Source organism: Nonomuraea sp. NPDC052129, from assembly GCF_040680095.1.
GTDB lineage: Bacteria > Actinomycetota > Actinomycetes > Streptosporangiales > Streptosporangiaceae > Nonomuraea.
This window is the reverse complement of sequence record NZ_JBFAVX010000006.1, coordinates 92711-106415: the sequence shown is the minus strand read 5'-3', so window position 1 is coordinate 106415 and position 13705 is coordinate 92711. Positions and strand designations below refer to the sequence as shown.

14 protein-coding genes are annotated in these 13705 nt (G+C 70.1%); 8 read left to right on the top strand and 6 right to left on the bottom strand.

All coding sequences use genetic code 11. The features are described from left to right. Positions 1 to 2: 2 nt before the first annotated feature. Positions 3 to 617, bottom strand: coding sequence for a PepSY domain-containing protein (locus AB0L53_RS16455; RefSeq protein ID WP_363993891.1), 615 nt, complete (start codon positions 615 to 617; stop codon positions 3 to 5). A gap of 104 nt (positions 618 to 721) precedes the next feature. Between AB0L53_RS16455 and AB0L53_RS16450 the strand changes: the two genes are divergently transcribed. After that, on the top strand, positions 722 to 1429 hold the full coding sequence (locus AB0L53_RS16450) for a hypothetical protein (protein WP_363993888.1): 708 nt from the start codon (positions 722 to 724) through the stop codon (positions 1427 to 1429). Positions 1430 to 1525: 96 nt separating this feature from the next. After that, on the top strand, positions 1526 to 1903 hold the full coding sequence (locus tag AB0L53_RS16445; RefSeq protein WP_363993885.1) for a DUF5335 family protein: 378 nt from the start codon (positions 1526 to 1528) through the stop codon (positions 1901 to 1903). Positions 1904 to 1946: 43 nt separating this feature from the next. On the opposite strand, the gene AB0L53_RS16440 is transcribed toward AB0L53_RS16445, so the two are convergent. From AB0L53_RS16440 to AB0L53_RS16425, 4 genes are all read right to left on the bottom strand, one after another. Beyond that, entirely contained in the window at positions 1947 to 3824 is a 1878-nt protein-coding gene (locus AB0L53_RS16440) for an alpha/beta fold hydrolase (protein ID WP_363993882.1), read from the bottom strand. A gap of 72 nt (positions 3825 to 3896) precedes the next feature. Then, entirely contained in the window at positions 3897 to 4472 is a 576-nt protein-coding gene (locus AB0L53_RS16435; RefSeq protein ID WP_363993880.1) for a TetR/AcrR family transcriptional regulator, read from the bottom strand. A gap of 36 nt (positions 4473 to 4508) precedes the next feature. Then, positions 4509 to 5585 (bottom strand): alcohol dehydrogenase catalytic domain-containing protein, encoded by a 1077-nt coding sequence (locus AB0L53_RS16430; protein WP_363993877.1) that lies wholly within the window; start codon positions 5583 to 5585, stop codon positions 4509 to 4511. Beyond that, positions 5582 to 6787 carry a mandelate racemase/muconate lactonizing enzyme family protein gene (locus AB0L53_RS16425; protein ID WP_363993874.1) on the bottom strand — a complete coding sequence of 402 codons (1206 nt, stop codon included), beginning with the start codon at positions 6785 to 6787 and terminating at the stop codon, positions 5582 to 5584. The genes AB0L53_RS16430 and AB0L53_RS16425 overlap by 4 nt, the downstream gene beginning before the upstream one ends. 126 nt (positions 6788 to 6913) lie before the next feature. Here AB0L53_RS16425 and AB0L53_RS16420 point away from each other — a divergent pair, with 126 nt between their 5' ends. The 6 genes from AB0L53_RS16420 (at position 6914) to AB0L53_RS16395 (ending at position 13010) form a co-directional block, all read left to right on the top strand. Further along, on the top strand, positions 6914 to 8032 hold the full coding sequence (locus AB0L53_RS16420; RefSeq protein WP_363993871.1) for a cellulase-like family protein: 1119 nt from the start codon (positions 6914 to 6916) through the stop codon (positions 8030 to 8032). A gap of 77 nt (positions 8033 to 8109) precedes the next feature. After that, positions 8110 to 9414: an extracellular solute-binding protein gene (locus AB0L53_RS16415; RefSeq protein ID WP_363993869.1), complete on the top strand. Its 1305-nt coding sequence runs from the start codon at positions 8110 to 8112 to the stop codon at positions 9412 to 9414. Continuing rightward, on the top strand, positions 9411 to 10295 hold the full coding sequence (locus AB0L53_RS16410; RefSeq protein ID WP_363993866.1) for a sugar ABC transporter permease: 885 nt from the start codon (positions 9411 to 9413) through the stop codon (positions 10293 to 10295). Before AB0L53_RS16415 ends, AB0L53_RS16410 begins: the two co-directional genes overlap by 4 nt. Then, positions 10292 to 11101, top strand: coding sequence for a carbohydrate ABC transporter permease (locus tag AB0L53_RS16405; protein ID WP_363993864.1), 810 nt, complete (start codon positions 10292 to 10294; stop codon positions 11099 to 11101). Before AB0L53_RS16410 ends, AB0L53_RS16405 begins: the two co-directional genes overlap by 4 nt. Beyond that, positions 11098 to 12234, top strand: a complete 1137-nt coding sequence (locus AB0L53_RS16400) for an ABC transporter ATP-binding protein (protein ID WP_363993861.1) — start codon at positions 11098 to 11100, stop codon at positions 12232 to 12234. Before AB0L53_RS16405 ends, AB0L53_RS16400 begins: the two co-directional genes overlap by 4 nt. Further along, a complete protein-coding gene (locus AB0L53_RS16395) occupies positions 12231 to 13010 on the top strand; it encodes a FadR/GntR family transcriptional regulator (protein WP_363993859.1) in 780 nt (259 codons plus the stop codon). Before AB0L53_RS16400 ends, AB0L53_RS16395 begins: the two co-directional genes overlap by 4 nt. A 240-nt stretch (positions 13011 to 13250) precedes the next feature. Here the strand turns inward: AB0L53_RS16395 and AB0L53_RS16390 are convergent, their stop codons facing one another. Next, positions 13251 to 13499, bottom strand: coding sequence for a helix-turn-helix domain-containing protein (locus AB0L53_RS16390; RefSeq protein WP_363993856.1), 249 nt, complete (start codon positions 13497 to 13499; stop codon positions 13251 to 13253). Between the last annotated feature and the right edge of the window lie 206 nt (positions 13500 to 13705).

Sequence of the window (13705 nt, the reverse complement as noted above, 5' to 3'; positions counted from 1 at the left end):
GATCAGTCCGAGTGGCTGTCCTTGGTCACCGCGCCGTCGGTCGCGTCAACCGTCATGTCCTGCTTGGACCCGTTCGGCGGAACCACGTCCACCTCCCAGACGATCTTGTCCCGGTGGCTGTCCAGGTTGATCTCGGTGATGCGGCCCCCCGGCACGGCCGCGAGGACCTTGGCCGCCGCCTGCGCGTAGTCGAGCTTGGCGGCCTTGAGGCGGTCGAGGTATCGGGCCTTGTCGCCGGCGTTCTCGTCGTCCTCCGCCCGTGGGCCGCTGACGACCTTGGCGGTGCCGGATTCGACGTCCATCTGGTGTTCGACGCCCTTGTCGTCGACGACCTGTACCTCCCAGAGGCCGCCGTTCTCCTCGGTCTCCATCGAGACGAGCGTCGAGCCGGGCACGGCCTTCGTCGCGGCCTGCCCCACCTCCTCCAGCTTCTTCACCGCCGAGCGCTTCTGCGGGTCGGCTTGGGCGTCGCCCGGGTTCATGGGCGACCCGGTGGCGACGTACGGCGTGGGAGGAGCGCCGAACGGCTCGGTCATTTGACGGGCGTCGCCCCCGCAGGCGGTCGCCGTAAGCAGCGCCGCGCCGGCCAGAGCGCCCCCGATGATCGTTTTAGTCATATGGCGACACTTATCATTTCCGCAGGTCGAACGGTGTGAACGACATGGCCGACGCCGCAGCGCGGACTTGGCTGTCCGGTCCGCCCTATCCGATAGTGGACGCCATGGCTCCTTCCTTGATCGTCGCCGTCGTGGGCGACTTCGACCCGACATTCCCTACGCACGCGGCCACGAACGACGCGCTACGTCACGCCTCGGCCGAGCTGGGGATCGAGATCGAGGTCCAGTGGCAGGCGACCGAGCCGCTGGAACGGGATCTGTCGGCAGTACGCGCCGCCGACGCCTTGTTGTGCGCGCCCGGCAGCCCGTACCGCAGCCTGACCGGGGCCGTCGCCGCCCTGCGTCACGGCCGCGAGCAGGGCGTCCCGACGCTGGGCACCTGCGGCGGCTTCCAGCACATGGTGATCGAGTACGCCCGCCACGTGCTCGGGTTCGAGGACGCCCAGCACGGCGAGTACGACCCGTACGCCTCGGAGCTGTTCGTCTCCGCGCTGACCTGCTCGCTCGCCGGCAAGACCATGCCCGTCAGCCTCGTGGAGGGCTCGCGGGCAGCCGAGTTGTACGGCCTCACGGAGGTCGAGGAGCAGTACTACTGCAACTTCGGCCTGGAGCCCGGCCATCGGCGAACCCTGCACGACGGAGGGTTCCGGATGACGGGCGTCGATGGGGAGCGGGAGGCGCGGGTGCTGGAGCTTCCCGGACATCCCTTTTACGTGGCGACCCTGTTCGTGCCGCAGGCCCGATCGACACCGGAACAGCCGCATCCGCTGCTCACCGGGCTGCTGCGGGCGGCTCTTCAGAACAGGGGCTGAGGGAGGACCTACCCGACCGTGTGATGTGCGAGCGGGTGCGGTCCGACCAGCATGGAGGAGATCGGGGGCCCGTACCCGGAGGGAAGGAACCGTCAGATGGCTGAGGAGCGACCCGAGCTGCCGCGCGAGCAATGGCGCCAGTTCTTCGACAACCTGTCAAGGCAGTACGAAGGCTCGGACGTGACCGTCGAGGTGCTGAGCCGGACGTTCGGCGATCTCATGCAGGCCGAGAAGCTCCCGCTCGCCTATCTCGAGTACGACGACAAGGACGACATCTTCACCGTGGCGATAGGCGGGCGGGACGGGCGGTATCCGGTGGTGCTCGCTCACCTCATCCAGCGGCCGCAGACGATATTCGCCGATACCGTGGTGCCCGACATGCCCCGGGCCTTCGACATCGTGGACGCGGAAGGCACGCAGACGATCATCATGCTCCATGATCCCGCGGTCTGGAGCGGCGCGCCGACCTTGTGACCTCAGCCCGGCGCGCCAGGCGGGTCCACCCTGACTGCCCTGGTCAGCGGCCTGACGCCGACGTCCGGCGGGTCGCTTCGGCGGCGACGCGCCGCATGATCGAGACGATGGCGGCGGGGTGCGTGAGGTGCGGGTGGTGACCGGTGCCGGGGATGGTCGTGACGGTGACCGGGCCCGGGTCGGCGATCAGCGGATCCAGCTGCCCGGCAACGAGGTGGACCGGGACCGAGACCGTCTCGCTGAGCAGGGCCTGGAGAGCGGCGCGTTCGGCGGGCTGGTTGGCGTCCCGGAGCAGGCGGGCCGTACGGCGGGCGACGCCAGGCCGGTGCAACTGGGCGGCGGCGCTCGCCACGGCCCGGTGGGCTTCGTCCGAGGAAGTGCCATCGCCGAGGAGCGAGGTAGCGAGACGGTCGGCGGAGATCCTCTTGAGGAGCGGCGTGGCGAGCGCCGGTGTGCGGAGCGGTCTCAGGGCCGCCTCCTGGAGGAAATAGGGGGAGACGAGGACCAGGGCACTGAGGCGATCGGGATGGGCGGCGGCGTAGCGGAGCGCAGGGGCCGCCGCCGCGGAATGGGCGACGATCACGGGCCGGGTCCGTACGGGCGCCAGCAGATCGGTGAGCCAGGCCGGCGGGGTGGCCGAGGTGGGGGCCGAGCGGCCGAGTCCCGGCAGGTCGGCGACGAGGGCAGGTGCGTCGTCCAGTTCACCGAGCACGCCCTGCCAGGACTCGCCGTCGAGGGGGAGTCCGTGCAGGAGTACGAAGCCGGGCGAGGTCCTGTCCCCGGCGACGTAGGTACGGGATCCGCCGACATCGTGGAACCCACCGGGAAGCACGGCCGGAGCTATTCCGAACCGGTCCGCCACCAGCCGATCGGCCCAGCGGCGCAGCGCCGTCTCGACGGGCGGCTGCCGGAGCCCGGCGGCCTCGGCGACCCGCTCGGCTGAGGCGGTGTCGTAACGGTCCTCGGTCAGGAAGGCCAGGGTCTCGGGGTTGGCTCCGGTCAGCGCGGCCGGGCGGCGGCGGATCAGGGACACGGGCACGAGTGTTTTCGGCGCGCGTACACCCAGGTGGGCCGCGAGCAGGCGCACCAGATCGGGCAGGTTCGGGGTGTTCTCGTCGAGCACCCAGTGCAGGCCGCCGGGCCTCGGGTCGTGCTCGGGGATCGCGGCCATGAACGACGCGAAATGATCCACGGTCTCCACGGGCACGAACGTACGGGCGGTTCCCGGCAGCGCCGGAAGGCGGCCGTTCCACAGGTCGCGGACGACTTCGGCCAGGCCGATGTACTGGCCGGCCTCGCCCGTGGTCGAGTGGCCGATCACGGCGCTCGGGTTCACCACGGTCAGCGGGACCCCCAACCGCTCAGCGACGACCCGTACGGCGGCGTCCGCCTCGGTCTTGGAGCCCTCGTAGGCCCCTTGGCCTCGGTAGAGCTCCGCCAGTTCGGCCTCCGAGAGGGGATACCGCTCTCGTGGGCCCAGCCCGACCCGGTAGCCCGACACGTGGATCAGCCTGCGCAGTCCGGGCCGGGTCGCGGCCCAGCGCAGCACGTTGAGGGCGCCCTCGACGTTGACCGTCCTGGCCTCCTCGCGCCCCAGCCCGAACCGGTAGATGGCGGCGGCGTTGACGACATCCCGTACCCCTGTGAGCCGCTCGTCGTCCGCCGCGCTCAGCCCCAGACCCGGACCGCCCGTGAGATCACCGGCCACGACCGTGAGCCGCGCAGCGTCCGCGCCATGCCCTTGCAGCCAAGCCCGCAACTCACCTTCGCCACCCGTGCCCGTACGGCCCTGAGTCGGGTTGCGGATGACGGCCGCGACCGTGCGGCCCTGTTCCAGCAGGCGCAGCACCGTCCACCTGCCGATGAAGCCGGTCGCCCCGAACACCACGACGTCCGGCACGTTCCCCGAAGTCTCGTTCATCCCACGTACCTCTCTAGACCGATCTACATAATCCGTGGACAACAAAAAACGCCCGATCTCCAGCGAAAAGGATCAGGCGGTGCCGAGCAGTTTGGCGATGCGTCGGCTGGTCTGCTCGATGGGAGTCCGGCTACGACCGGCGCGGGCCAGCACGAGCGCGCCCTCGATCAGGGCGAGCACCGTCGCCGCGAGCTCGTCCGCCTCGGCTGCGTCATGACCGTCGGCCCGGAGGGCGTCGGCCAGCGCTCCCTGCCAGCCCGCGTAGATGTCCCCGCAGATCGGCTGCAGGACGTCGTTGGTCGCGGCGACCTCCAGGGCCACGGTCGCCACCGGGCACCCCTTGGCGTAGTCGGCGGCCACCATCCTGTCGGCCAGCGCCCCCATCAGCGCCCTGACAAGATCGCGGGAGCTGGGCGCCGTCGAGGCCAGCTCGACCACGATGCCGTCGACCTCACGCCCGGCGGCGGCGAGGGCCTCGCTGACCAGCTGGTCCTTGCCGCCGGGGAAGTGGTGATACAGCGACCCCCGAGGAGCTCCCGCCACCGCGAGCACCTCATTGAGCCCGGTGCCGTGGTAGCCCTTCGCCTCCACCAGCGTCCGAGCCGCCTCGATCAGCCGCGCCCGCGTCTCATCACCCTTGACCGCCACGCCACCGAGAATAGACCGATCTGCATAATTCGCAAATCACCCCATGACGACAATGGTCTTCACGATGTCGCGCGGCGGGTCGGCCAGCCCGCGTGCCACGGCCTGGGACAACGGGACCGTCTGCGTGGGCAGCCGATCGACCCGGATCTGCCCGCCGTGCAGCAGAGCGACCGCGGCCCGCAGGTCGGTGTCCCACCGGTGGGAGGCCGACCCCACGACCCGCTTCTCGCCCAGCACCACGTCCAGCGTGGGAAAGGCGGCCGGGTCCGGCGACACGCCGAGCAGGACCACGCTCCCGCCGCGCCGGCACAGCGACAGCGCGCTCTCCACCGCGGCCGCCGGCCCCGCGCTCTCCACCACCGCGTCGGCGCCGCGCCCATCGGTCAGCTCGCGTACGGCTTCGAGGGCGGCGTCCGGCGCCACGCCGACCAGGCCGAACGACCGGGCCAGCGCGCGGCGGCCCGGATCAGGGTCGACCGCGACGACCGTCGCCGCGCCCCGGCACCTGGCCACCTCGGCGACCAGCAGGCCGACGGCCCCGGTGCCGACGACCGCGACCACGGCCCCGGACACGTCGCCGGCCTTGTCGAGCGCGCGGACGGCGACCGCCGCGGGCTCGGCGAAGACGGCGACGGCGGCGGGCAGGCCATCGGGCAGCGGGACACAGCGCGCGGCCGGCGCCACCAGGTATTCGGCCAGGCCGCCGTCGTCCTGCAACCCGAGCGCCGCGCCACGCTCGCACAGCGGGTAGTCGCCGCGGGTACACCACCAGCAGTGGCCGCAGCCCAGCACGACGTCCGGCACGACCGCGGTGCCGGGGGCGAGGCGCACGCCGGGGCCGGCCTCCGCCACCACGCCGACGACCTCGTGCCCCAGGGTGAGCGGCGCGGTCCGGCCGGTCAGCGGGTGCGGTTCGACCGGCACCACGACCGGCCCGAACCGGTACTCCTCGATGTCACTGCCGCACAGACCGCACAGCGTGACCGCGATCAGGACCTGGCCGGGACCCGGAGCGGGCACCTCGGTCTCGACCAGCCGCACGTCGCCGCGCCCGTACCAACGCAGTGCGGCCATCCGGCCCCTGCTCGCGGCCGGATCCCCGACCACGCTCACGGCCGGGTCCCGGACAGGCGGGTGGTGACGTCGGCGCGTTCGGTGAGGCCGGGGACGAGCTCCACCCCCAGCCCCGGTCGTCCCTCCAGGCTCACCCAGCCATCCTCCACCAGCGGCAGGCCGGTCGCCAGCTCTTGGTACCAGGTGTGCTGGAAGGCCCGCACGCTCTCCTGTATCAGCGTGTTGGGCTGGCTCAGGGCGAGGTGGACGCACGCCGCGAAGGAGATCGGGCCGGTGCAGTCGTGCGGCGCGAAGGGGATGTCGTACGAGTCGGCCAGCGCGGCGATCTTGCGAGCCTCCGTGAGCCCGCCCGACCAGCCCATGTCGATGATCGCGACCCGGATCGCCGACCGCTCCAGCAGCGCGCGGAAGGACCGCTGCCCGGTCAGCGTCTCGCCGGTGGCCAGCGGCGCCGAGGTCGACGCCTGCAGCGTCGCGTAGGAGCCGTGGCTGTCGGACCGCAACGGATCCTCCACCCACAACGGGGCGAACCGCTCCAGCTCGCGCACCAGCCCGACGGCCGCGTACAGGCTCCACAGCCCGTGCAACTCGACCATGACCTCCATCTCGGGCACGGCGTTCTTGATCTCGTCGAGCACCCGCAGGCCGGCGCGCAGGTCCTCCCGGTCCAGCCGCATGCCGCCGGTACGCTCGGCCGCCTGGTCGAAGGGCCACACCTTCATGGCGCGGAAACCCTCCTCCCACAGGGACTTGGCCAGCTCCGCCGGCCGCTCCAGGAAGCCCCGCAGATCGTCGTAGGCCGACGCCGCCAGCCCCCAGTTGGACACGGCCTGGCGCGGCTCGTTCTTGATGTAAGAGGGGCCGGCGCAGGTGTTGTAGACCGGGAGGCGGTCGTGGAAAGGCCCGCCGAGCAGGGTGGACACCGGCTGCCCCGTGGTCTTGCCCAGCAGGTCCCACACGGCGAGGTCGACCGCGCCGTTGCCGCGCGTCTCCACGCCGCTGCCCTGGAAGCCGACATGGCCGGTGAGCAGCCGGCGCAGCCGCTCCGGGCTGGGCGCCGGCGCGCCGACGAGGAGGGGTGCGACGGTCTCGTGCAGGTAGGCCTCGACCGCCTCGGCCCCGAAGAACGACTCGCCGAGGCCGGCGTGCCCGTCGTCGGTGTGCAGCCGCACCAGCAGCACGTTGGGCTGAATCGAACAGCGGATGGTCTCCAGTCCGCTCACGACGGCTTGGGTACTCATGATTCCAGGACCGTATCTGGTAAGACCAGTAATCCGCAAGAAACAAATCACCCTTGACAGTGGCGCCACTGCCAGCAAAGCTCTAGCAATCTGGTAAGACCACAGTCCGGACGGATGTTGAGAACTATGACGTTGACCGGCAGACCTCTGGCGATCACCATGTGGGACTTCTCCTGGCTCGAACGGCGCTGGGACGGCGCCGGGTATGAAGACTGGGATCGCGCGCTGGACGAGCTCGTCGAGCGCGGCTACGACGCGGTGCGCATCGACGCCTTCCCCCACCTGGTGGCGGCCGATCCGGGGCGGACCTGGCGCCTGCTGCCCGTCTGGCACTTCGAGCAGTGGGGCGCGACCGAGCCGGTGTCCGTACGAGTGCTGCCCGAGCTGCTGGAGTTCATCCAGGCGTGCGCGAGCAGGGGCCTGCGGGTGGCGCTGTCCTCCTGGTTCCGCCGGGACGAGCTCGACACCCGATCCCGGATCCGGACCGCCGCCGACCTGGCCGCCGTCTGGGACGTCACGCTGACGGCCATCGAGGAGGCAGGTCTGGCCGACGCGATCTACTTCGTGGACCTGGTGAACGAGTGGCCGCTGGCGATGTGGGCGCCCTTCCTGTACGGCAACGACGCGGACGCCGCCGCGCTGTCCCGGGCGGACGAGCGGGTACGAAGCTGGACACGCGAGGCGATCGCCACCCTGCGCGCCAAGCATCCGCGCCACCGCTACACGCTGTCCAGCGCCACCGAGACCACCGGCGCCGACGGTGAGGACCTCACCGAGCTGGACCTGCTCGAACCACACGTGTGGATGACGCCGCAGGCCACCGGCTTTTACGACGAGATCGGCTACGACCTGGAGCACTCCCAGTTCGACCCGCGCGCCTACGAGCCGCTGTCCGGCCCGGCCGAACGCCTGTACCGGGCCGACCCGGGGCGGTGGGCCGGCGGCCTCATCGACCACATCCAGCGCGTCGCCGAGTGGTCGCGGTCGGCCGGCAAGCCGCTGGTGACGACCGAGTGCTGGGCCATCGTCAACTACAAGGACGGGCCGGGCCGGGACTGGGGCTGGATCAAAGAGCTGTGCGAGGTCGGGGTACGCGCCGCGCTGGCCACCGGTCGCTGGGAGGCGCTGTCGACCAGCAACTTCTGCGGGCCGCAGTTCGCCGGCATGTGGCGTGACGTGGCCTGGCACCGCGGCATGACCGACGCCATACACGCGGGGGCAACCGAATTCACCGCCGTTCCCTGAGCGGCCTTCTCCCTGAGCGGCCCCTTCCCTGAGCGGTCTCACCCCACAACGGCTCGTGTCCTGAGAGGAACGAACACATGAGTGCCATCCCCCGTCGAGACCTCCTGCGCGGCGCCGCCCTGCTCACGCTCGGTGGCGCGGCGAGCCAGCTCACCCTGACCGGGTGCGGGTCGTCCGAGCCGCAGGCCGGCTCCAGCAAGACCGGGCCACAGGGCCAGGTCGTCGTCTGGATGCACGAGGAGCCCGCCAACACCAAGTACTTCAACGCCAAGATCGCCGAGTACCAGAAGCAGTTCCCGAAGGTGTCGATCAAGCCGCTGTACGTCCCGATCGCCAACCTCGACACCAAGCTCTCCACGGCGTTCACCACGGGCGCGCCGCCCGACCTGATCAAGGTCGGCGCCTGGACCCTCGCCGAGCGGGCCTCGAAGCAGCAGCTCGCGCCGTTGCCGCCGGCCGAGTTCGGCGCCGCGTCCATCGACGCGCTCAAGGGCAAGTTCGAGACCAACGCGTTCGCCGCGCTGACCTACGAGGAGCAGGTCTACGGCACGCCGATCGACTTCAACTCGGTCCACCTGTGGTACCGGCGCGACCGCTTCGAGAAGGCCGGGCTCGACCCCGACAAGCCCCCCACCACCTGGGAGGAGGTCGCCGAGTTCAGTAAGAAGCTCACCAACGCCGACGCCTCCCAGGTCGGGCTCCAGTGGCAGCTCGCCGACAACATCTGGGCGATGCTGAACTTCATCCCGCTGATCCGCGGACTGGGCGGGCAGATCATCGACGAGAGCTCCCGGCGCGGCATGCTGAACACGCCGGAGGGCATCAAGGCGCTCGAATACTACGGCAGCCTGGGCAATCCCAAGCTGAGCGACCCGGTCGGCGCGTTCGGCCTGTTCGCCAAGGGCACCTCGGCCATGCTGATGTCCGGCCGGTTCACCTCCAGCCTCATCCCGGCCATCAACCCCAACGCCAAGCTCGGCCAGACCTTCGACAGCGCCCTCGTACCCAGCTGGGAGGGCAAGGAGAAGGTGGCCGCCGGCTACTCCTGGGGGTGGTTTGTCGCCAAAAAGGCGAAAAATCCGTACACGGCGTGGCATTTCATTAACTGGCTGCTCAACGGGGATAACGTCAACCAGCAGCTGGCCGCCACCGGCCTGGTCACGCCGACGGCAGGCTGGCAGAAACTGCCCGCTGCGGGTGACAAGGCCAGCCAGCAGCTGGAGCAGCAGATCCCGTACACCGACTTCGGCCCGGTGCTGCCGCAATGGACCGAGACGATCAAGGCGCTGCTCGACGCGCTCGAATCGGTGATCCACAAGCAGGCGCCCGCCCAGCAGGCCGCGACCGCCTTCGACGCCGCGGTGGGACGGATCCTCAAGTGATCGGCAGCAAGGCCCGCACCATGAGCGCGGTCGAGGCCCGCGCCGGCGCGGGCCTCGCCGCCCCGGCGATCGTGTACTTCGTGCTGTTCTGGGCGTTGCCCGCGCTCGCCGCGCTGTACCTGAGCTTCACCTCGTACGACCTCTCCGGCACCCCACAGTGGGTCGGGCTCGACAACTACCGCGAGATGGTGACGAGCGACGAGTTCTGGAGCAGCGTGTGGGTGACGCTGCTGTACACGGTCTTCGCGGTGGGCCCGACGATCGTGATCGCGCTGGTCGTGGCCGTGCCGCTGGCCAAACCCGGCAGGTTCCGTGCCTGGCTGCGCGGGCTGGTCTTCATCCCGGCGGTGATGCCGCTGGTCGGCGCCACCGTACTGTGGCAGGTGATCTACTCGACCGGCGGCCTGGCCGACGCGCTCGCCGGCGCGGCCGGGGTCGGCCCGCGTCCCTGGCTCACCGACTCCGACTACGCCATCTGGGCGCTGCTCGTGATGGTCATCTGGAAGTACGTCGGCCTGTACGTGATCATCTTCGTGGCCGGGCTGCAGGCCCTGCCGGCCAACGTCTTCGAGGCCGCGGCCATCGACGGCGCCCGCACGCTGCGTACCTTCTTCCTGGTCACCGTGCCGCTGCTGCGCCGGACCTTCACCTTCGTGATCGTCGTGGCGGTCACCGGGGCCATGCAGTCCTTCGTGCCCGCCTACCTGCTCACCAAGGGCGGCCCGGTCAACGCCACCCAGGTGCTGCCCCTGTACCTCTACAACAACGCGTTCTCCTTCTCCCGCTTCGGCTACGCCTCCGCGATCGCGATCGTCCTGCTGGTCGTGTTGCTGGTGTTCGCGTTCACCCAGTTCACGTTGGTCAGGAGTGACGACGAATGAGAATCGGCCGGTCGCTCAGCGCCGTGGCCCTCATCGGCTTCGTGGCGCTGATGCTGCTCCCGCTCTACTCCATGATCGTGCTCGCGTCGGCGCCGGACGACACCGACCTGTCCGGGCTGCGGTTCACCGGTTTCGCGCTGTTCGACAACATCGGCGAGATCATGTCCGACGGCCGGTTCCCGCGTTACCTGATGAACAGCGTCCTGATCGCGTCGGCCGTCTCCGTGCTCGACGTGGCGATCTCGGCCGCCGCCGGGTACGCGCTGGCCCGGCTGCGCTTCCCCGGCCGGGCCGCCCTGCTGAACCTGGTGGTCGTCGCGCTGTCTCTGACCCCGGCGGTCGTCATGATCCCGGTGTTCGTCATGCTCAGCGAGATCGGCTGGCTCAACAGCTACCAGGGGCTGATCGCGCCGTTCGCCGCCAGCGCGCTGGGCGTCTTCCTGGTCCGGCAGTTCGCGCTGGGCATCCCCGTGCAGATGCTGCACGCCGCGCGGGTGGACGGCGCCAGTGAGCTGCGCATCTTCCTCCGCATCGCCGTACCGCTGCTGCGGCCGGCGCTGCTCACCGTGCTGCTGCTGCAGTTCCTCGCCCAGTGGGACAACCTGATCTGGCCCTTGATCGCGGCCAGTGAGCAGGACCTGTGGACGCTGCCGCTGGCGCTGTCGTCCTTCGAGGGGGAACACGGGATCGTCTACCACCTCCAGACCGCGGCGGCGCTCATCTCGATCCTGCCCCCGCTCGTCCTGTTCTCCTTCCTGCAGCGTTACTACGTCTCAGGTCTCACCCTCGGAGGGGTCAAACGATGACCGACGGCATCCGCGTCGAGCGGGTCACCAAGCGCTACGGCAACCAGGTGCTGTTCGCCGACATCGACCTGCACGTACGGGACGGGGAGTTCCTGGTGATCGTCGGCCCGTCCGGCTGCGGGAAGTCCACACTCATGCGCATCGTCGCCGGCATCGAGCCGGTCAGCGCCGGCCGGGTCACGGTCGGCGGGCGGGACGTCACCCACGCCCACCCCGGGGACCGCGGGATCGGCATGGTCTTCCAGGACTACGCCCTCTACCCGCATCTGAGCGTCGAGGGCAACCTGGCGTTCGGGCTGCGCGCCCACCACGTGCCGAAGGAGGTCATCCGTCAGCGGGTGGCCGACACCGGCCAGGCCCTCGGGCTCACCGACCAGCTCAAGAAGAAGCCCGGACAGCTCTCCGGCGGCCAGCGGCAGCGGGTCGCGCTCGGCCGCGCCATGATCAGGGAGCCGGCCGCGTACCTGATGGACGAGCCGCTGTCCAACCTGGACGCCGCGTTGCGCGTGCAGATGCGGGCCGAGCTGATCGAGTTCCACCGCCGCACCCAGGGCACCGTCCTCTACGTGACGCACGACCAGGTCGAGGCCATGACCATGGGAGATCGGGTCGCGGTGCTCAACGAGGGCGAGTTCGCGCAGATCGGCACCCCGGCCGAGATCTACGAGAAGCCGGCCAGCGTGTTCGTCGCCACGTTCCTCGGCAGCCCCCGGATGAACCTGCTCGACGCCACCGTACGCCCGGCCGACACGCACGTGGAGCTGACCAGCGGTGAGCTGAGCTGGCGGCTGCCGCGCGAGGGGTTGCCCGCGGACCTGCCCGAGTCGGTGCAGGTCGGGTTCCGGCCCGAGTCGGTACGGTTGCCCGTCGACACCGGTACTCCCGCCTATGAGCTGGCGGCGACCGTGTCGTACCGGGAGAACCTCGGCAACGAGAGCATCTTCCACCTCCGCGACAGCACCGGACGAACCATCATCGCCCGGCTGCCGCCCCGCAGCGGGCCGCGCGACGGCGAACACGCGACCTTCCAGGTGCCGCTCGCCGATCTTCATCTCTTCGGCCCTGATGGGCGGGCGTGCTGGCACGGCACCGAACTCGCCGACGACGGCCAGCCGCTACCGTGGTCGGCATGACCGCTGGGCGCGGGAAAAAACCGTCGACGACGAACCTCGGCACACTCATCGCCGTACTCGAGAACCGGATCCTGACCGGACAGTGGGCACCCGGTGTCCGCCTGCCGTCCGAACGCGATCTGGCGGCCGAGTTCACCGTCAGCCGCCCCGTCATCCGGGAGACGCTGAAGGCCCTGCAGGAGCGCGGGCTGGTCGAGGTCTCGCCGCAGCGCGGCAGCTTCGTGCGCCAGTACACGGCCGAGAACCTGATGCGGCCGATGAACCTCGCGGCCCGCGCGGCGGGCGTCACGGCCCGGCAACTCATGCGGGCCCGCGTCATGCTGGAGACCGAGGCCGCCGGCCTGGCCGCGACCAACGCCACCAAGCAGGACCGGACCGACCTGCTGCGCATCCACCAGCTGTTCGCCCAGCCGGGCAACGTGCACGCCAGGGCGCGCGTCGACCTCACCTTCCACGAGACCATCGCGCGGGCCTCCGGCAACCCGGTGATCCACATGATGTTCACCGCGATCCAGGACCTCACCTACGGCCTGATGCTGCGCAGCCTCAGCGACCGTGAGGTACGCGCCGCCGGCGAGCCCCTGCATACCGTGATCCTGGAGCACATCCTCGACCGCGATCCCGACGGGGCGCGCGAGGCGATGCGACGGCACCTCGACATCGCCGGGGACCTCTATGGGCCGGACATGGACACCAGCCTGGCCGAGGTCATCGAACACCAACTCGCGACACCCTCGGCCGACGACAATGTGACGGTGGATTCCACCCCCGCCTAGCGCGTCACCGTGGCACCCCACGGGCCAAGACGGAACGCCGTATGGGGAGGATGCAGAGGATCAGCGCCGGGTAGAGGAGCAGGCGGACCGGCTCGTTGAGCACCCTCCGAAACTGAGCCAATGGAGCAGGCCACTTTCCGGTGTGAGCGACCAGTCCCTCGTCACGCGGGCGGCGAGAGTGAGCAGTATGGCCACGGCCGAGTGCCGGCGGCCGAACGCGGCGAGCACGGGAACGGCCGGTCAGGCGCGGCGGCTGCCCGGTGCGGGTAGCCGTTCGATCAGCTCGACCGACAGCAACCCCTTGATCGCACCGGATACCGAGCCGGCGCTGACGCCGAGCCGTTCACCGATCTCGCCCATGGTGACCGCTTCGGCGTCGGTGAACAGGAACACTGCCAGCGTCCGCGCGTGCATTCGCTGCATCCCGGTCTCGGTCAGGACCAGGGCCAATCGTTCCGCCGCGTCCCACTGCTGCCGCCTGTCGTTCACACGCCACCTGTCTGAGGCAGGGTTGCCAAGGGAATGAGTCTTCAGAAATTACCGAAAATTCGGTACTCTCTGGTGATCGCCCGCTATCGCGGCGGGTCGATGGTGTGCCGGGAAGCCTGGTCGGCGAGCTGATGTGCCGACCCTGAAAGGCGAAATCCCGATGAGCATGCTCAGTACGGACCATCGGCCCAACGTCGCCCCGGATG

Bases quoted from the DNA above. Each gene is read 5' to 3' on its own strand.
- AB0L53_RS16405 (WP_363993864.1), top strand. From the start codon at position 10,292: ATGAGAATCGGCCGGTCGCTCAGCGCCGTGGCCCTCATCGGCTTCGTG.
- AB0L53_RS16440 (WP_363993882.1), bottom strand. From the start codon at position 3,824: ATGAACGAGACTTCGGGGAACGTGCCGGACGTCGTGGTGTTCGGGGCG.
- AB0L53_RS16445 (WP_363993885.1), top strand. From the start codon at position 1,526: ATGGCTGAGGAGCGACCCGAGCTGCCGCGCGAGCAATGGCGCCAGTTC.
- AB0L53_RS16400 (WP_363993861.1), top strand. From the start codon at position 11,098: ATGACCGACGGCATCCGCGTCGAGCGGGTCACCAAGCGCTACGGCAAC.
- AB0L53_RS16455 (WP_363993891.1), bottom strand. From the start codon at position 617: ATGACTAAAACGATCATCGGGGGCGCTCTGGCCGGCGCGGCGCTGCTT.
- AB0L53_RS16450 (WP_363993888.1), top strand. From the start codon at position 722: ATGGCTCCTTCCTTGATCGTCGCCGTCGTGGGCGACTTCGACCCGACA.
- AB0L53_RS16420 (WP_363993871.1), top strand. From the start codon at position 6,914: ATGACGTTGACCGGCAGACCTCTGGCGATCACCATGTGGGACTTCTCC.
- AB0L53_RS16425 (WP_363993874.1), bottom strand. From the start codon at position 6,787: ATGAGTACCCAAGCCGTCGTGAGCGGACTGGAGACCATCCGCTGTTCG.
- AB0L53_RS16395 (WP_363993859.1), top strand. From the start codon at position 12,231: ATGACCGCTGGGCGCGGGAAAAAACCGTCGACGACGAACCTCGGCACA.
- AB0L53_RS16415 (WP_363993869.1), top strand. From the start codon at position 8,110: ATGAGTGCCATCCCCCGTCGAGACCTCCTGCGCGGCGCCGCCCTGCTC.